We start from the raw sequence: 18,341 nt of genomic DNA on the forward strand, positions 1-18,341 counted from the left end.
GTGCCGCCATGGCGGCTGGCGGGCAGTAATGTTAAAAGTAGTGGTTCATTGGCCGCACCGTCGGCCGATCACTATTGGACGCGCAGCACGCGCAGGAATAGACGCGTTTTGAAGAAATCCACCGCAACTCCAGCTCCCTTGCCCGTCCCCCTGTGGCGGCAGCAGCTGCATTATCGCCTCAAGGAAGGTGCGTTGATCGCTGTCGGCGCCCTGTGCCTGTACCTGTGGATGGCGCTGCTGACCTACGATACGTCGGACCCGGGCTTCAGCCACACCAGCAACGTCGACCAGGTGCAGAACGCCGCCGGGCGTGCCGGTGCCTACTTCGCCGACATCCTGTTCATGGTGCTGGGGTACTTCGCCTACATCTTCCCGCTGCTGCTGGCGATAAAGACCTGGCAGATTTTCCGCGAACGCCACCAGCCCTGGGACTGGAGCGGCTGGCTGTTCTCCTGGCGGCTGATCGGCCTGGTGTTCCTGGTGCTGTCTGGTGCGGCGCTGGCGCATATCCATTTCCACCCGCCTGCGAGCATGCCGTTCTCCGCCGGTGGTGCACTGGGCGAGAGCCTGGGCGACCTGGCGCGCAACCTGCTGAACGTGCAGGGCAGCACGCTGATGTTCATTGCCCTGTTCCTGTTCGGCCTGACCGTGTTCACCGACCTGTCGTGGTTCAAGGTGATGGACCTGACCGGCAAGATCACCCTCGACCTGTTCGAGCTGGTGCAGGGCGCCGCCAACCGTTGGTGGGAAGCACGTAACGAACGCAAGCGCCTGGAGGCGCAGCTGCGCGAGGATGAACCGGTGGTCAAGGCCGCGCCAATGGCCGCCGACAAGCGCGAACCGGCCAAGCCGGCGCTGCGCGAGCGTATTTTCAAGCGTGAAGAAGCACTTGCCCAGCCGGTCGAGCCACGTGAGCCAACCCTGTCACGCGAGCCTGTGGTGCCACGCGAGTCGCCGGCACCTCGTGAGCCGGTAATCTCCCGCGAACCACCTGCCGCGGCCCCGATGATCGTGCCACCGACACCCGCCAGGGCGCCGGAGCCGAGCAAGCGGGTGATGAAGGAGAAGCAGGCGCCGCTGTTCGTCGACAGCGCGGTGGAAGGTACCTTGCCGTCGATCTCCATCCTCGACCCGGCCGAACAGAAGAAGATCGAGTACTCGCCGGAATCCCTGGCCGGTGTCGGCCAGCTGCTGGAAATCAAACTCAAGGAATTCGGCGTGGAAGTGGCGGTGGACTCGATCCACCCGGGCCCGGTGATTACCCGTTACGAAATCCAGCCGGCCGCCGGTGTGAAAGTCAGCCGTATCGCCAACCTGGCCAAGGACCTGGCGCGTTCGCTGGCAGTGACCAGTGTGCGTGTGGTCGAGGTTATCCCCGGCAAGACCACCGTGGGTATCGAGATCCCCAACGAGAACCGGCAGATGGTGCGTTTCTCCGAAGTGCTGGCCACGCCGCAGTACGACGAGCAGAAGTCGCCGGTCACCCTGGCCCTGGGCCACGACATCGGCGGCAAGCCGGTGATCACCGACCTGGCCAAGATGCCGCACCTGCTGGTGGCCGGTACCACCGGTTCCGGTAAGTCGGTGGGTGTGAACGCGATGATCCTGTCGATCCTGTTCAAGTCCAGCCCGGAAGACGCGCGGCTGATCATGATTGACCCGAAAATGCTCGAACTGTCGATCTATGAGGGCATCCCGCACCTGCTGTGCCCGGTGGTCACCGACATGAAGGACGCCGCCAACGCCCTGCGCTGGAGCGTGGCCGAGATGGAGCGGCGCTACAAGCTGATGGCGGCCATGGGCGTGCGTAACCTGGCCGGCTTCAACCGCAAGATCAAGGACGCCCAGGAAGCCGGCGAGATCATCCATGACCCGCTGTACCGCCGCGAGAGCATGGACGACGAGCCGCCTGCGCTGAAAACCCTGCCAACCATCGTGGTGGTGGTCGACGAATTCGCCGACATGATGATGATCGTCGGCAAGAAGGTCGAAGAGCTGATTGCCCGTATCGCCCAGAAGGCACGTGCGGCCGGTATCCACCTGATCCTCGCTACCCAGCGCCCGTCGGTGGACGTGATTACCGGTCTGATCAAGGCCAACATCCCGACCCGCATGGCGTTCCAGGTGTCGAGCAAGATCGACTCGCGGACCATCATCGACCAAGGTGGTGCCGAACAGCTGCTGGGCCACGGTGACATGCTGTACATGCCGCCGGGCACCAGCCTGCCGATTCGTGTGCACGGCGCGTTCGTCTCCGACGACGAGGTGCACCGCGTGGTGGAAGCGTGGAAGCTGCGCGGCGCCCCGGACTACAACGACGACATCCTCAACGGCGTCGAGGAGGCCGGCAGCGGCTTCGAAGGCGGCGGTGGTGGCGATGGCGAAGATTCGGAAAGCGACGCCCTGTATGATGAGGCCGTGCAGTTCGTGCTGGAAAGCCGCCGCGCGTCCATCTCGGCCGTGCAGCGCAAACTGAAGATCGGCTACAACCGCGCCGCCCGCATGATCGAAGCCATGGAAATGGCCGGCGTGGTCACCCCCATGAACAGCAACGGCTCGCGGGAAGTGATAGCCCCGGGCGGCCCGCGCGACTGACGAACACCTTGCCGGGCGCCAACGGTGGCGCCCGGCCTTTTCAATGCTCGATGAGGACTCCCATGCGCGCGATTCGCATGCTGTTGGTTTCTGCCCTGGCCGCGGCTTCTGTGTCGGCCACCGTATCGGCTTTTGCCGGTGAGCAAGACGTACAACGCCTGACCCAATTGCTGGAAAAGTCGCAGACCATCGAGGCCAACTTTTCCCAGCTGACCCTGGACGCCGGCGGCACCAGCCTGCAGGAAACCTCCGGCAAGATGACCGTCAAGCGCCCGGGCCTGTTCTACTGGCACACCGATGCGCCGCAGGAGCAGGTGGTGGTATCCGACGGCAAGAACGTCACCCTGTGGGACCCGGACCTGGAGCAGGCGACCATCAAGAAGCTCGACCAGCGCCTGAACCAGACCCCGGCGCTGCTGCTGTCCGGTGACGTGTCGAAGATCAGCCAGAGCTTCGACATCAGCTCGAAGGAGCAGGGCGAAGTGATGGACTTCACCCTCAAGCCGAAGACCAAGGACACCCTGTTCGACTCGCTGCGCGTGTCGTTCCGCAAGGGCCTGATCAACGACATGCAGCTGATCGACAGCGTCGGCCAGCGCACCAACATTCTGTTCAATGGCGTGAAAGCCAACCAGGCGGTGCCGGACAGCAAGTTCAAGTTCGACATCCCCAAAGGCGCGGACGTCATCAAGGAGTAACCAGAGCTCGCCATGGACCTGTTTCGAAGCGAACCCGTCGCCCAGCCCCTGGCCGCTCGCCTGCGCCCGTCCAACCTGGACGAGTACGTCGGCCAGGAGCACCTGCTGGCGCGCGGCAAACCGCTGCGCGAGGCGCTGGAGCAGGGGGCGCTGCACTCGATGATCTTCTGGGGGCCGCCGGGGGTGGGCAAGACCACCCTCGCGCGGCTGCTGGCGCAGTTCTGCGACGCACACTTCGAAACGGTGTCGGCGGTACTGGCCGGGGTGAAGGAGATTCGCCAGGCGGTCGAGGTGGCCAAGCAGCAGGCTGGCCAGTACGGCCGCCGTACCATCCTGTTCGTCGACGAAGTGCACCGTTTCAACAAGTCGCAGCAGGATGCCTTCCTGCCCTATGTGGAAGACGGCACCCTGCTGTTCATTGGCGCCACCACCGAAAACCCGTCGTTCGAGCTGAACAACGCACTGCTGTCGCGGGCGCGGGTGTATGTGCTCAAGAGCCTGGACGAGGCGGCGCTGCGCAAGCTGGTCAACCGCGCGCTGACTGAAGAACGCGGCCTGGGCAAGCGCAACCTGCGGGTTGGTGACGACGCCTTCAAGATGCTGATGGCCGCCGCCGATGGTGATGGCCGGCGCATGCTCAACTTCCTGGAAAACGCCTCGGACCTGGCTGAAGACGGCAGCGAGATCGATGTCGAGATGCTGCAGAGCCTGCTCGGCGACAGCCGCCGCCGCTTCGACAAGGGTGGCGAGGCGTTCTACGACCAGATTTCCGCGCTGCACAAGTCGGTGCGCGGCTCCAACCCCGATGGTGCCCTGTACTGGTTCGCGCGCATGCTCGACGGCGGCTGCGACCCGCTGTACATCGCCCGCCGCGTGGTGCGCATGGCCAGCGAGGACATCGGCAACGCCGACCCGCGCGCGCTCAGCCTGTGCCTGGCGGCCTGGGATGTGCAAGAGCGCCTGGGCAGCCCCGAGGGCGAACTGGCGGTGGCCCAGGCCATCACCTACCTCGCCTGCGCACCGAAGAGCAACGCGGTATACATGGGCTTCAAGACCGCCCTGCGCGAGGCCGCCGAGCACGGTTCGCTGGAAGTACCGCTGCACCTGCGCAACGCCCCGACCAAGCTGATGAAGCAACTGGGCTATGGCGACGAGTACCGCTATGCCCACGATGAACCCGACGCCTATGCCGCCGGCGAAGACTACTTCCCCGAGGAGCTCGAGCCGCGCCAGTACTACCAGCCGGTGCCTCGTGGCCTGGAACTGAAGATTGGCGAGAAGCTGCGCCACCTGGCCGACCTTGACCGCAACAGCCCCCGCCAGCGGAGAAAACCGTGATTGCACTGATTGCCGCCGTCAGCGCTGGCGGTATTGCCGGTACCTTGTTGCGCTTTGCTACCACCAACTGGGTGGCTGCCCACTGGCCACGGCACTTCTATCTCGGTACGCTGGCGGTCAACCTGATTGGCTGCCTGCTGATCGGCCTGCTCTATGGCCTGTTCCTGCACAAGCCGATCGTGCCGGTCGAGCTGCGCGCCGGGCTGATCGTCGGCTTCCTCGGTGGCCTGACGACTTTTTCCTCCTTTTCGCTGGATACCGTACGCCTGCTGGAAAGCGGGCAAGTGCCGCTGGCTCTGGGCTATACCGGTATCAGCGTGGTGGGCGGGCTGCTCGCGACCTGGGCCGGCTTGTCCCTGACCCGATTCTGAACCAACACCTACACATAACGAGAGAACGATATGCTCGATTCCAAACTGTTACGCGGCCAACTTCAGGAAGTGGCGGATCGCCTGGCCTCCCGTGGCTTCAGCCTGGATGTCGCGCGCATCGAATCACTGGAAGAGCGCCGCAAGGCTGTGCAGACCCGCACCGAGCAGCTGCAGGCCGAGCGTAACGCCCGTTCCAAGTCCATCGGCCAGGCCAAGGCCAAGGGCGAAGACATTGCGCCGCTGATGGCCGACGTCGAGCGCATGGCCAACGAACTGGCTGCCGGCAAGACCGAACTGGACGGCATCCAGGCTGAACTGGATGGCATCCTGCTGACCATTCCCAACCTGCCGGACGCCAGCGTACCGGTCGGTGCCAGCGAAGACGACAACGTCGAAGTGCGTCGTTGGGGCACGCCGAAGGCTTTCGACTTCGAAATCAAGGACCACGTCGCCCTTGGCGAAGTCAGCGGTGGCCTGGATTTCGAAGCCGCCGCCAAGCTGTCTGGCGCACGCTTTGCCGTGCTGCGCGGCCCGATCGCCCGCCTGCACCGCGCCCTGGCGCAGTTCATGATCAACCTGCACACCGGCGAGCACGGCTACGAGGAGCACTACACCCCGTACCTGGTCCAGGCCCCGGCCCTGCAGGGCACCGGCCAGCTGCCGAAGTTCGAGGAAGACCTGTTCAAGATCAGCCGCGAAGGCGAGGCCGACTTCTACCTGATCCCGACCGCCGAAGTGTCGCTGACCAACCTGGTGGCCGGTGAAATCCTCGACGCCAAGCAGCTGCCACTGAAACTGGTTGCCCACACCCCGTGCTTCCGCAGCGAAGCCGGTGCTTCCGGCCGTGACACCCGCGGCATGATCCGCCAGCACCAGTTCGACAAGGTCGAGATGGTGCAGGTGGTCGAGCCGTCCAAGTCGATGGAAGCCCTGGAAGGCCTGACTGCCAACGCCGAGCGCGTGCTGCAGCTGCTGGAGCTGCCGTACCGCGTGCTGGCCCTGTGCACCGGCGACATGGGCTTTGGTGCGGTGAAGACCTACGACCTGGAAGTGTGGGTACCAAGCCAGGACAAGTACCGCGAAATCAGCTCGTGCTCCAACTGCGGTGACTTCCAGGCGCGCCGCATGCAGGCCCGCTGGCGCAACCCGGAAACCGGCAAGCCAGAGCTGGTGCACACCCTCAACGGCTCTGGCCTGGCCGTAGGCCGTACCCTGGTTGCCGTGCTGGAAAACTACCAGCAGGCCGACGGTTCGATCCGTGTGCCGGAAGTGCTGAAGCCTTACATGGGCGGCGTCGAGGTTATCCGCTAAATGGATTACCTGCCGCTGTTCCACAAGCTGCAGGGCGGCCGCGTGCTGGTCGTTGGCGGCGGTGAGATCGCCTTGCGAAAGGCGCGCCTGCTGGCCGATGCCGGCGCCGCGCTGCGCGTGGTGGCACCGGATGTCGACGGCCAGTTGGCCGCGCTGGCCCGGGAAGGTGGCGGCGAGGTGCTGGTGCGCGGCTATCAGGCAGCAGACCTGGTCGGTTGCCGGCTGGTGATCGCGGCCACCGATGACCCCGGGCTCAATGCCCAGGTGTCGGCGGATGCGCAGGCCCTCAGCCTGCCGGTCAACGTGGTGGATGCGCCGGCCCTGTGCACGGTGATCTTCCCGGCGATCGTCGACCGTTCGCCGTTGGTGGTTGCGGTATCCAGTGGCGGTGATGCTCCGGTGCTGGCGCGTTTGATTCGCGCCAAGCTGGAGGCCTGGATCCCGTCCGCCTATGGCGAGCTGGCCGGCCTGGCCGCGCGCTTCCGCGACAAGGTCAAGGCCTTGTACCCGGACGTCAACCAGCGCCGTGGCTTCTGGGAAACCGTGTTTCAGGGGCCGATTGCCGAGCGCCAGCTGGCCGGGCAGGGCGCCGAGGCCGAGCGCTTGTTGCAGGCGATGGTCGACGGTGCGCCGGTGCAGCAGGGCGGTGAGGTGTACCTGGTGGGGGCGGGCCCTGGCGATCCGGACTTGCTGACCTTCCGTGCCTTGCGCCTGATGCAGCAGGCCGATGTGGTGCTGTACGACCGCCTGGTGGCACCGGCGATCATCGAGATGTGCCGCCGCGATGCCGAGCGTATCTACGTGGGCAAGCGTCGCGCCGACCATGCCGTGCCTCAGGACCAGATCAACCGCCTGCTGGTCGACCTGGCCCGGCAGGGCAAGCGTGTGCTGCGCCTGAAGGGCGGCGACCCGTTCATCTTCGGCCGGGGCGGCGAAGAGATCGAAGAACTGGCCGAGCATGGTATCCCGTTCCAGGTGGTGCCGGGCATTACCGCGGCCAGTGGGTGTTCCGCCTATGGTGGAATTCCGCTGACTCACCGCGACTACGCCCAGTCGGTACGTTTCGTGACCGGGCACCTGAAGGATGGCACCAGCAACCTGCCTTGGCATGACCTGGTGGCACCGGCGCAGACCCTGGTGTTCTACATGGGCTTGGTGGGCTTGCCGACCATCTGCGCCGAGCTGATTCGCCATGGTCGCGCGGCCAGTACCCCGGCGGCGCTGGTGCAGCAGGGGACTACGCGTAATCAGCGGGTGTTCACCGGCACCTTGGCGGACTTGCCGGACCTGGTGGCCCAGCATGAAGTGCATGCGCCGACCCTGGTGATTGTCGGGGAAGTGGTGCAGTTGCGTGACAAGCTGGCCTGGTTCGAAGGTTCGCAGAACAGTTGAAATCGTTGGGGCTGCAAAGCAGCCCCTGCAATCTCAAGCCTGCCAAATCCCCTTGCCTGCCAACCGCTCCCGGTCATGTGGCAGGTTGAAGTCCTGCAGCGGCCCCTTGGGCACGATCCCGTTCGGGTTGATGGTCTTGTGGCTCATGTAGTAGTGCTTCTGGATATGCTCCATGTCCACTGTGCCCGCCACCCCCGGCCACTGGTACAGTTCACGCAGCCAGTTCGACAGGTTGTGATAATCGCTCAGGCGGCGCAGGTTGCACTTGAAGTGCCCGTGGTACACCGCATCGAAGCGCACCAGGGTAGTGAACAGGCGCACATCGGCCTCGGTCAGGTATTCCCCGGCCAGGTAGCGGTTGCGGCTGAGCAAGTCTTCCAGGTAGTCCAGTTCGTTGAACAATTCGTCAAACGCGGCCTCATAGGCTTCCTGCGTAGTGGCAAAGCCTGCGCGATACACGCCGTTGTTCACCGCCGGGTAGATGCGCTCGTTCAGCGCCTCGATGGTCGGGCGCAGCGGCTCTGGGTACAGGTCCAGTGTATTGCCGGTCAGTTCGTTGAACGCGCTGTTGAAGATGCGGATGATCTCCGACGACTCGTTGTTGACGATGCGTTTCTCTTTCTTGTCCCACAGCACCGGTACAGTCACACGGCCGGTGTAGTGCGGGTCATCCTGGGTGTAGCGCTGGTGCAGGTACTGCAGCGCGTCGAGGTGGTCGCCGCTGGAACCTTGCTGCTGGTCGAAAGACCAGCCATGGTCCTGCATCAGCCAGCTGACCACCGACACGTCGATCAGTGGCTCCAGGCCCTTGAGGGCACGGAAGATCAGGGTGCGGTGCGCCCATGGGCAGGCCAGCGAGACGTACAGGTGGTAACGGCCAGCTTCGGGAGCGGGCAGCTGATTGCGGCGTTGGGCATTTTCGCGTTTGAACGTGCCGTCCTTGCCGTTTTCATACCACTGGTCATGCCAGCGGCCGTCGATCAAAAGGCCCATGGTGAGCTCCTCGGAACAAAGTTGTTTGTCGTTGGAGCCCAGTCTAGGGGAAAACGTTCGAATAACTAGCGCAAAGACTGCACTCTTACTATCTAGTTATTCGATTGGTTGCGTGCGCCCCAGTAACCGCGTGCCGTGGCGAAAGCCTGCTCACGGTCCTGGCCCAGGCCGCGCAGGGCCAGGGCGATGGTCGCGACCACGGCCATTTCACCGTAGCTGTCCTCGGTCTCGCCGCGCCAGACCGCCAGCAATTGCTCGGGCTGCAGGCTTGGCGGCTTCACGTGGCGGCGTTCGCTCAGCGCTGGCCACTCCTCGTCCCAGGCTTCGCCGGCGGTGGTGCCGTACAGATGGCTGATGACATCGGGGTTGACCTCGATCTCGCCGCCATCACCCTTGATTACCACGGCATGGTCGCCCAGCAGGCGGCTGGCCTCGCGGTGCACCGCCTGGTAACCGGGGTGGAAGATGCTCTGCAGGCCACAACGCGCAGCCAGCGGGTTGAGCACCCGGGCCAGCGAATGGATGGGCGAACGCAGGCCCAGGGTGTTGCGCAGGTCGATCATGCGCTGCAACTGCGGCGCCCAGTCCTGCAGCGGGAAGAAGGCCAGGCGCTGCTGGTCCAGGGCCCGGCTGACCGCAGCCCAGTCACGGCACAGTGGAATTTCCAGCAAGGACAGCAGTTGCTCGGTGTACATGCGCCCGGCGGTATGCGCACCGCCACCGTGCATCAGGATGCGCACACCATTGTTGGCCAGGCATTTGGCAGCCAGCAGGTACCAGGGCAGGTGGCGCTTCTTGCCAGCGTAGGTGGGCCAGTCCAGGTCAACGGCGATGCGCGGCGCCTGCAAGTGGGCGCGCAGGGCCTCGGTGAAGCCGGCCAGTTCTTCGGCGCTTTCTTCCTTGTGCCGCAGCAGCATGAGAAAGGCACCGAGCTGGGCATCTTCGACCTTGCCTTCCAGCAGCAGGGTCATGGCCGTGCGGGCCTCTTCACGGGTCAGGCCACGCGCGCCGCGCTTGCCTTTGCCAAGAATGCGCACGAACTCGGCGAACGGGTGTTCGGCGGGGGTTTCCAGGGTAAGCGGGCGAGGTTCTGTCATATGCAGTTGGTCGGCTTGGGCAGGCCCGCCAGCTTGGCGGCCAGTTTGGCGGGAGTGCCGTTGAACAGGCGGTTGAGGTGCGGGCTGTTGCCCTTGTCCGGGCCCAGTTTGAGGGCCGTGTACTTGATCAGCGGGCGCGTGGCCGGGGACAGCTGGAATTCTTGATAGAACTGGCGCAGCAGTTCGAGGATTTCCCAGTGGTCCGCCGTCAACGGGATGCCCTCGCGCGCGGCCAAAGCCTCGGCGGCGGCATGCGACCAGTCTTGCAGGTCGACCAGGAAGCCGTCCTTGTCCAGGGCGATCGCCTGATCGCCAACGTTGAGGGTATTCATAGCCAGCTGTTGACCTTGTCGTAATGCAGCGACAGTTCGACGAACCCGGCGTAGTCCACGGCCTTGGCCAGCTCGTTGCCGACCGCGCGGGCCTGCACGTCTTCTTCCAGGGCGAACAGGCGCTGGGCCAGGCCGGCGGCTTGCAGCTGGCGGTGCGGTTCGCTGCCGCTGCGCAGAGCATATACAGCATCGCCGCACAGCAGCAGGGCGTCGTCGGTGCCGAGCAGGCGCAGGCAGCTGGCCAGGCGCTCGTCGCCAAACGGGGAGTGGGCAATTACATGCAGGGTCGTCATCAGAGCGTTACCACCTGGTCGAAACGGGCGATCAGCGCGGCCAGGGCCGCGTCGTCCAGCACTTGCACCGGCAGTGTCAGAGTGTCGGCTGCCAGGCCGCGGCGAGTGAGGCTGTGGCTGCAGACGAACAGTTCCTCGACGCCGAACATTGGCAGTGCCTGCAAGTTGGCGGCCAGGTTCTTCTGTTGCACGGCGGTGGGCTGCTGGTCCGCAGCGAGCTGGAACACGCCGTCATCGAGGAACAGCATGCCCAGCGGCAGATCGAACGCGCCGCCAGCCAGGGCGATGTCCAGTGCTTCACGGGCCGATGGGCCGTTCCAGGGCGCCTGGCGGCTGATGATCAACAAGGATTTGGCCATTTCAGTCGCCTCCGAAGCAGACAAGGCGATCGGCAACTTGCGCCGCCTCATGCAGCTGGCCAAGCCCCGACAGCTCCCAAGGCTTGGGCAGGTTCACGGCCGGGCGCTGGTAGCGGTTGGCCTCGGCCTCGTCGAGCACGCCACGGCGCAGGGCGGCGGCGATGCACACCACTGCGTCCAGCTGGTGGGCTGCAATGAACTCGCGCCATTGGCTGGCAACATCCAGCTCGTCCTGGGGGGCGACCACGTTGGCCGAGGCACTGTGTACCCCGTCCTGGTAGAAGAACAGCCGGGCAATCTCATGCCCGCCGGCCAGTACCGCCTCGGCGTAGCGCAGGGCGCGCCGCGAGGAGGGCGCATGGGCCGGGGAGAACACCGCGATAGCGAATTTCATGGATAACTCATGCAAAAGGAATGGTGCCATGATAAAGCAAAAAAGCCCGCGCCCGCTTGTGCATGGCGGGGCGGGCTTTTTGTCTTGCACCAATCTGAAGGCCGGCGCTATCCCGGTAGGGGCAACTGCCTTGTGTTGTCTGTACTGGCCTCATCGCTGGCAAGCCAGGCTCCTACAGGGACTGCGCATGGCTTCAGATCAGTGCGGTCGAGGTGGGAGCTGGCTTGCCTGCGATGGGCTGCGCAGCAGCCCCATGGCCCTGACAGTCGAACACCAGGCTCAAGCCTGTTCCTTGCTCTCCGGCAAGAACCAGTTCAACACCAGGGCACAGATACCCCCGGTGGCCACGCCCGACTCCAGCACATTGCGAATCGCCGCCGGCATGTGCGCCAGGAACTCCGGCACCTGCGCCACACCCAGGCCCAGGGCCAGGGATACAGCGATGATCAGCAGGGCGCGACGGTCCAGGCGAGTGCTGGCCAGGATATTGATCCCCGAAGCCGCAACCGCCCCGAACATGACCATGGCCGCACCACCCAGCACCGGTTCCGGCACCGCCTGGATCACCCCGGCAACGCTCGGGAACAGCCCCAGCAGCACCAGCATCACGGCAATCCACATACCGATATGGCGGCTGGCGATCCCGGTCAGCTGAATCACGCCATTGTTCTGGGCAAAGATCGAGCTCGGGAAGGTGTTGAACAAACCGGCCAGCAGCGAGTTGGCCCCGTTGACCAGCACACCGCCCTTGATCCGCTGCATCCACACCGGCCCTTCGACCGGCTGGCGCGACACCTTGCTGGTGGCGGTGACGTCACCGATGGCTTCCAGCGAAGTTACCAGGTAGATAACCAGCATCGGGATGAACAGTGCCCAGGAGAAACCCAGGCCGAAGTGCAGCGGCGTCGGCACCTGGAACAGCGCGGCTTCGTGCATGCCGGTAAAATCCAGGCGGCCCAGGTAACCGGCCAGCGCATAGCCGACCGCCAGGGCGATAACGATGGCGCAGCTGCGCATCCACACCACCGGGATGCGGTTGAGGATGACGATGATCGCCAGCACCACGCCCGACAGCAGCAGGTTCTCGCCATTGGCGAAGGTGCCATTGGCCATGGCGCCGAAGCCACCACCCATGCTGATCAGGCCGACCTTGATCAGGGTCAGGCCGATCATCAGCACCACGATGCCGGTGACCAGCGGGGTAATCAGGCGTTTGACGAAGGGCAGGATGCGCGACACGCCCATCTCGACGAACGAGCCGGCGATTACCACGCCAAAGATGGCCGCCATCACGCCTTCTACCGGCGTACCTTGCTTTACCATCAGCGCCCCGCCGGCAATCAGCGGGCCGACGAAGTTGAAGCTGGTGCCCTGGACGATCAGCAGCCCGGCACCGAACGGCCCGAAGCGCTTGCACTGGACGAAGGTGGCGATACCCGAGATGACCAGCGACATGGAGACGATCAGGTTGGTATCACGTGCGGAAACCCCCAGCGCCTGGCAAATCAGCAGGCCAGGGGTAACGATCGGCACGATGATCGCCAGCAGGTGCTGCAGTGCTGCCAGCAGGCCGATCAACAGCCGTGGCTTGTCCTCAAGACCAAGCACCAGTTCATTGGCAGGCGCCGCCGCGCCTGGGCTGTGTTCGTGTGAGCTCATTGCGAAAAGCTGCCCCGGAAGAAAAAAGGAGCGCATTCTACGGGGTGATGGCGAATTGGGGTAGAGAAAAGCACGATGGCGGCATGATCGACGACCATTTGCCTGATTATCTGACTTTATGGTCAATTATTGGTGCTGTTTGTTCAAGCCTGAAACCTGCGCGGACCCTGTGGGAGCGGGTTCACCCGCGAAGAAACCAACGCGGTGCCTGGCACCGGCTGCGCCGGTGTTCGCGGGTGAACCCGCTCCCACAAAAAAGCCCGCCGAAGCGGGCTTTCTCTTGCAGCAATCAATCAGTCATCACGACCCATGATGCCAAACAGCTGCAGCAGGCTGACAAACAGGTTGTAGATCGACACATACAGGCTGATGGTCGCCATGATGTAGTTACGCTCGCCACCGTGAATGATCGCGCTGGTCTGGAACAGGATGCAGACCGACGAGAACAGCACGAAGCCAGCGCTGATCGCCAGTTGCAGGCCGCTGATCTGGAAGAAGAAGCTGGCCACGACAGCACCCAGCAGGACAAAGAAGCCCGCAGTGATGAAGCCGCTGAGGAAGCTCATGTCCTTGCGGGTAATCAGCACATAAGCCGACAGACCACCGAACACCAAGGCAGTCATGGCAAATGCCGAGCTGACCACTTCGGCGCCACCGGCCATGCCCAGGTAGCGGTTGAGGATAGGGCCGAGGATAAAGCCCATGAAGCCGGTGAGGGCGAAGGTGGACACCAGGCCCCAGGCCGAATCACGCAGTTTGTTGGTAAGGAAGAACAGCCCGTAGAAGCCGATCAGCACCACGAACACGTTCGGGTAGCCGACGCGCATCTGCTGGGCCACGAAGGCCATGACACCGCTGAAGGCGAGGGTGAGCGCCAGCAGGCTGTACGTGTTGCGCAGGACCTTGCTGATCTCCTGCTGCTCGACCTGCTGGCCGTGGTGTACGGCGTAATCCTGTTCGCGCATGGCGACACTCCTTGGTAAACCTGTGGTTTTCAGACGTTCAGATGCTAGGAGTCTATCAGAGCTCCCGCAACCCGCGACACAGAGAGTTTGACAGCTTGTTTCATTACGGTATTATGGCGGCCGCAAAACGAGCTGGAAGCGTGGCCGAGTGGTTTAAGGCAACGGTCTTGAAAACCGTCGATGGGCAACTATCCTAGAGTTCGAATCTCTACGCTTCCGCCATCATTCCTCATTAAAGCCCTGATTATTCAGGGCTTTTTTGTTTTTTGGGCCTTGCCCCTTCACCCGGGAGCAAGCCCTTGGCCTCCCTCGCGAGACAAATGGACGAGCACTGTGAATCGGGTTGAGCGCTCGATCAGCGTTCCAGTTGCAGAACGGTTCAGGCCTATGAACTTGCCGCTTGTTCACGTTTGAGGGCCTCTCGTGCCTGAATGTAGAGAGCCTGACAAATTGCTCCCTCACAGAGCCGCATAGACTTATCGTCCGGAAAATCGATCTGTAGACGGTTGATAATCTATTCGGGTGACCAGTCGTTGACCCATTTACGATAACTACGCGCGCCAGTTCCCGCTGGATTGTTAGAGGTTTCGTAAACGACGGCGAGCAGTTCTACGCGCGACAATATTTTGTGCTCGGAGCAAGCCAATATCTTGTCGGGCCGCGAATGTTAAATATCTTCTCTGGATGCAGCGCTCTCGCAAGATGCTGGGGAACAAGCACCCGATGTAAAAAGTTGCAGGTCTGTCGGCTCCTGAACAGGCATGAAGCTGTTTCAAAACCTGACACTTTGGGCAGGCTTCGGGCCGCCCCGGACGGAGCGAGGACAAACGGAATAGAGGAAACGAGTGACGCTCGCATTTATCTTTCTCTATAGCCGCTGATACCAATGCTCCAGATTGCGAGTAGGGTGGCTGTAGCTTGCAGGTAGAAGCAAAAAATATCATCTTTAATATCGAAATGTCATTAGGCCATTATTTGTTTTGTTGTTTATTATTGGGTAACTGATATCAATAGCGGTGTTATATAAAGATTGAATCACGAAGCCTGATAGTTGGCGTCAAAAAATAAACACTAATAAAAATAAACCATCCTTGTAGCCAGCCGACAACACTCGAAGCATGGCCGAACATGGAAGCCAATCGCACACGTTACCCGGGAGAGCCGCCTTGAGCATCGCCATAGTCAAAAGTATTGTTGGCCAGGTAATCGCTATTTCCCCAGAGGGCACCCAGCGTGTGCTTGTGGAAGGGGATCGAGTGTTCGCGGGTGAACAGATCCAGACCGGCCCTGGTGGCGCGGTGAGCCTGGAACTGGCCGATGGGCGCATCCTCGACCTGGGGCGCGACACACAGTGGAGTGCCGATGCCCCAGATAGCGTGGCCGACCTGAGCGCAGCCACTGCGCAGGCCGCACCATCCGTTGACGAGCTGCAACAAGCCATCGCCGCCGGTGCTGACCCGACAACCGCACTCGAAGCGACCGCGGCAGGCCCAACCGGGGCAGGTGCGAACCCTGGTGGCATCGGAGGCGGCCATTCGTTTGTGATGCTTGAAGCAGTGGGCGGGTCGGTCGCCCCCACCATTGGTTTCCCCACCGGGCCACTTGGCGTTGCTGTTGAGCAAGCGCGAGAGTTCGTGGGCAATGCAACACCGGCACAGCAGGCAGCGGTGCTAGTACCTGAATTACCACCCGAGCCTCAGCCGCTTGCGGCCACGCTGACCCTGAGCAGCACCAATGTGCAGGAAGGGGGGCTGACCAGCATCACCGGTACCCTGAGCCAGCCGGCGGGCAGGGATTTCACGGTGACCCTGAGCAATGGCCAGACTTTGTCGTTCAAAGCCGGTGAAACGGTCGCAACGACCGGTGAGTTCGCTGCCCAGAGCGATGATGTGTTCCAGGACGGTGAAATCCAGAACATCACCGTCACCAATGCGGGCGATCATGGCTTTGGCAGCCTCAATACCGGTGCAACTTCTACCCTCACTGTGACCGACACCGTCGATACCGTGAGGGCCGAGCTGAGCATCTCGCCGAACCCGGCCGTGGAAGGCCAGGCGGTGACTTACACCATTACCCTGACCGGGCCGGCCGGTGCCGATTTGACTCAACACGGCGGTCTGTCCATCGCCCTGAGCAACGGTGAGGTGATCAACATCCCTGCTGGCCAGGTCAGTGCGTCGCAAACCGCTAACCTGGCGAACGACGTCTATGTGGGCAGCAGTGCTCCGAGCATCGCTATCTCTGGGATCACCGAGCAAGGCACCGGCAAACAGGTCTTTGAGAACCTGGTCAAAGGTGATCCGGTGACCCTGCAGATCACCGACGAACCGGGTACTCCAGGCAACCCTGGCACTCCAGGCACGCCGAATGGTGGCGATGAAGTGACGCTGACCCTCTCCGGCAATGCCGTGCAGGAAGGCAATACCACGACCATCACCGGCACCCTGAGCCACCCGGCAGGCCAAGCGTTCACCGTCACCCTGAGCAACGGCCAGACCCTGACCTTCGCCAAGGACGCCACCACCGCGACCACCGCACCGTTCGTGGCGCAGAGCGATGATGTGTACCGTGACGGCGAAACCCTGACTGTCAGCGTGAGCGATGCCGGTAGCCACAACTTCGAAAATCTGAACACCGGTGCCACCACGACCCTCACGGTCACCGATACCATCAACACCGTGAAGGCCGAGCTGAGCATTTCGCCGAACCCGGCCGTGGAAGGGCAGGCGGTGACTTACACCATTACCCTGACCGGGCCGGCCGGTGCCGATCTGAGTCAGCACGGTGGCCTGTCCATCACACTGAGCAACGGCGAGGTGATCAACATCCCTGCGGGCCAGGTCAGCGCGTCGCAAACCGCTAACCTGGCGAACGACGTCTATGTCGGCAGCAGTGCTCCAAGCATCGCCATCAACGGAATCACCGAGCAAGGCACTGGCAAACAGGTCTTTGAAAACCTGGTCAAAGGCGACCCGGTCACCCTGCAGATCACCGACGAACCGGGTACCCCAGGCAACCCTGGTACCCCGGGCACGCCGAATGGCGGCGATGAAGTGACGCTGACCCTCACCGGCAATGCCGTGCAGGAAGGCAACACCACAACCATCACCGGCACCCTGAGCCACCCGGCAGGCCAAGCCTTCACCGTCACCCTGAGCAACGGCCAGACCCTGAGCTTTGCCGAGGGTGCGCTTACTGCGACCACCAATCCGTTCGTGGCCCAGAGCGATGATGTGTTCAAGGACGGTGAAACCCAGACCGTCAGCGTGGCCGATGCCGGTAGCCACAACTTTGAAAACCTGAACACCAGCGCCACCACGACGATCACCGTGAACGACACCGTCGACACCGTGAAGGCCGAGCTGAGCATTTCGCCGAACCCGGCAGTGGAAGGCCAGGCGGTGACCTACACCATCACCCTGACCGGTCCTGCCGGTGCCGACCTGAGTCAGCACGGTGGTCTGTCCATCGCGCTGAGCAACGGCGAGGTAATCAACATCCCAGCGGGCCAGATCAGTGGCTCGCAGTCGAGCGTCCTGGCGGACAACGTCTATGTCGGCAGCAGTGCTCCAAGCATCGCCATCAACGGAATCACTGAGCAAGGCACGGGCAAACAGGTCTTTGAGAACCTAGTCAAAGGCGATCCGGTCACCCTGCAGATCACCGACGAGCCGGGTACCCCAGGCAACCCTGGCACTCCGGGCACGCCGAATGGCGGCGATGCAGTAACGCTGACCCTCACCGGTAATACCGTGCAGGAAGGCCACACCACAACCATCACCGGCACCCTGAGCCACCCGGCAGGCAAGGCGTTCACCGTCACCCTGAGCAACGGCCAGACCCTGAGCTTTGCCGAGGGCGCCACCACCGTGACCACCGCACCGTTCGTGGCGCAGAGCGATGACGTGTTCAAGGATGGCGAAACCCAGACCGTCAGCGTGATCGATGCCGGTAGCCACAACTTCGAGAACCTGAACACCAGCGCCACCACGACCGTCACCGTGAGCGACACCGTCGACACCGTGAAGGCCGAGCTGAGCATCTCGCCGAACCCGGCGGTGGAAGGTCAGGCGGTGACCTACACCATTACCCTGACCGGCCCGGCCGGTGCCGATTTGACCCAGCACGGTGGTCTCGATATCGCGCTGAGCAACGGTAAGGTGGTTCACATCGCGGCCGGGCAGATCAGTGGCTCGCAGTCGGGTGTTCTGGCGGACAACGTCTATGTCGGCAGCAGTGCCCCAAGCATCGCCATCAACGGAATCACCGAGCAAGGCATCGGCAAACAGGTCTTTGAGAACCTGGTCAAAGGCGACCCGGTAACCCTGCAGATCACCGACGAGCCGGGTACCCCAGGCAACCCTGGTACCCCGGGCACGCCGAATGGCGGCGATGAAGTGACGCTGACCCTCACCGGCAATGCCGTGCAGGAAGGCAACACCACGACCATCACCGGCACCCTGAGCCACCCGGCAGACCAAGCCTTCACCGTCACCCTGAGCAACGGCCAGACCCTGAGCTTTGCCGAGGGTGCGCTTACTGCG

At 63.0% G+C, this 18,341-nt stretch carries 15 protein-coding genes, 1 tRNA gene and 1 pseudogene; 8 read left to right on the forward strand and 9 right to left on the reverse strand.

The features are described from left to right. Nucleotides 1-48 precede the first annotated feature (48 nt). From CAG22_RS14655 to cysG, 6 genes are all read left to right on the forward strand, one after another. Complete coding sequence (locus CAG22_RS14655; RefSeq protein WP_371916854.1) at nucleotides 49-2,595, forward strand: DNA translocase FtsK; 2,547 nt, start codon at nucleotides 49-51, stop codon at nucleotides 2,593-2,595. Nucleotides 2,596-2,657: 62 nt separating this feature from the next. Beyond that, nucleotides 2,658-3,293, forward strand: a complete 636-nt coding sequence (gene lolA, locus CAG22_RS14660; protein WP_003258873.1) for an outer membrane lipoprotein chaperone LolA — start codon at nucleotides 2,658-2,660, stop codon at nucleotides 3,291-3,293. A gap of 12 nt (nucleotides 3,294-3,305) precedes the next feature. After that, on the forward strand, nucleotides 3,306-4,631 hold the full coding sequence (locus CAG22_RS14665; protein ID WP_013973284.1) for a replication-associated recombination protein A: 1,326 nt from the start codon (nucleotides 3,306-3,308) through the stop codon (nucleotides 4,629-4,631). Then, nucleotides 4,628-5,002, forward strand: a complete 375-nt coding sequence (gene crcB / locus CAG22_RS14670) for a fluoride efflux transporter CrcB (protein WP_075045642.1) — start codon at nucleotides 4,628-4,630, stop codon at nucleotides 5,000-5,002. Before CAG22_RS14665 ends, crcB begins: the two co-directional genes overlap by 4 nt. A 30-nt stretch (nucleotides 5,003-5,032) precedes the next feature. Then, nucleotides 5,033-6,313, forward strand: a complete 1,281-nt coding sequence (gene serS, locus CAG22_RS14675; protein ID WP_025339770.1) for a serine--tRNA ligase — start codon at nucleotides 5,033-5,035, stop codon at nucleotides 6,311-6,313. Further along, nucleotides 6,314-7,705 (forward strand): siroheme synthase CysG, encoded by a 1,392-nt coding sequence (cysG, locus tag CAG22_RS14680; protein ID WP_013973282.1) that lies wholly within the window; start codon nucleotides 6,314-6,316, stop codon nucleotides 7,703-7,705. It begins immediately after the preceding gene. A 33-nt stretch (nucleotides 7,706-7,738) separates the two neighbouring features. Here cysG and CAG22_RS14685 read toward each other — a convergent pair whose 3' ends face one another. From CAG22_RS14685 to CAG22_RS14725, 8 genes are all read right to left on the reverse strand, one after another. Next, on the reverse strand, nucleotides 7,739-8,698 hold the full coding sequence (locus CAG22_RS14685) for a glutathione S-transferase family protein (RefSeq protein ID WP_085705667.1): 960 nt from the start codon (nucleotides 8,696-8,698) through the stop codon (nucleotides 7,739-7,741). A 92-nt stretch (nucleotides 8,699-8,790) separates the two neighbouring features. After that, nucleotides 8,791-9,795, reverse strand: a complete 1,005-nt coding sequence (locus tag CAG22_RS14690) for a glycosyl transferase family protein (protein WP_085705668.1) — start codon at nucleotides 9,793-9,795, stop codon at nucleotides 8,791-8,793. After that, nucleotides 9,792-10,127, reverse strand: a complete 336-nt coding sequence (locus CAG22_RS14695; RefSeq protein ID WP_003258880.1) for a TusE/DsrC/DsvC family sulfur relay protein — start codon at nucleotides 10,125-10,127, stop codon at nucleotides 9,792-9,794. The genes CAG22_RS14690 and CAG22_RS14695 overlap by 4 nt, the downstream gene beginning before the upstream one ends. Then, on the reverse strand, nucleotides 10,124-10,420 hold the full coding sequence (tusB, locus tag CAG22_RS14700; protein ID WP_046614859.1) for a sulfurtransferase complex subunit TusB: 297 nt from the start codon (nucleotides 10,418-10,420) through the stop codon (nucleotides 10,124-10,126). The genes CAG22_RS14695 and tusB overlap by 4 nt, the downstream gene beginning before the upstream one ends. After that, nucleotides 10,420-10,779 (reverse strand): sulfurtransferase complex subunit TusC, encoded by a 360-nt coding sequence (gene tusC, locus CAG22_RS14705; protein ID WP_085705669.1) that lies wholly within the window; start codon nucleotides 10,777-10,779, stop codon nucleotides 10,420-10,422. The genes tusB and tusC overlap by 1 nt, the downstream gene beginning before the upstream one ends. Before the next feature lies 1 nt (nucleotide 10,780). Beyond that, nucleotides 10,781-11,173 (reverse strand): sulfurtransferase complex subunit TusD, encoded by a 393-nt coding sequence (tusD, locus tag CAG22_RS14710; RefSeq protein ID WP_061551162.1) that lies wholly within the window; start codon nucleotides 11,171-11,173, stop codon nucleotides 10,781-10,783. Nucleotides 11,174-11,452: 279 nt separating this feature from the next. Continuing rightward, entirely contained in the window at nucleotides 11,453-12,832 is a 1,380-nt protein-coding gene (locus CAG22_RS14715; RefSeq protein WP_013973275.1) for a nucleobase:cation symporter-2 family protein, read from the reverse strand. Between the two features lie 293 nt (nucleotides 12,833-13,125). Beyond that, nucleotides 13,126-13,797 carry a Bax inhibitor-1/YccA family protein gene (locus CAG22_RS14725; protein WP_003251184.1) on the reverse strand — a complete coding sequence of 224 codons (672 nt, stop codon included), beginning with the start codon at nucleotides 13,795-13,797 and terminating at the stop codon, nucleotides 13,126-13,128. Nucleotides 13,798-13,931: 134 nt separating this feature from the next. On the opposite strand from CAG22_RS14725, the gene CAG22_RS14730 reads away from it, so the two are divergent. Next, nucleotides 13,932-14,019 (forward strand) — tRNA-Ser (locus CAG22_RS14730). 65 nt (nucleotides 14,020-14,084) lie between these two features. On the opposite strand, the pseudogene CAG22_RS14735 reads toward CAG22_RS14730, so the two are convergent. Continuing rightward, nucleotides 14,085-14,353, reverse strand: a pseudogene (locus CAG22_RS14735) (IS30 family transposase); the annotation flags it as partial. Nucleotides 14,354-14,915: 562 nt separating this feature from the next. Between CAG22_RS14735 and CAG22_RS14740 the strand changes: the two are divergent. After that, nucleotides 14,916-18,341: retention module-containing protein (locus CAG22_RS14740; protein ID WP_139833463.1), on the forward strand; the 3,426-nt coding region annotated here is incomplete at its 3' end.

Origin of the sequence: Pseudomonas sp. B8(2017), from assembly GCF_002113575.1 — a bacterium.
Classification (GTDB): Bacteria; Pseudomonadota; Gammaproteobacteria; order Pseudomonadales; family Pseudomonadaceae; genus Aquipseudomonas; species Aquipseudomonas putida_Z.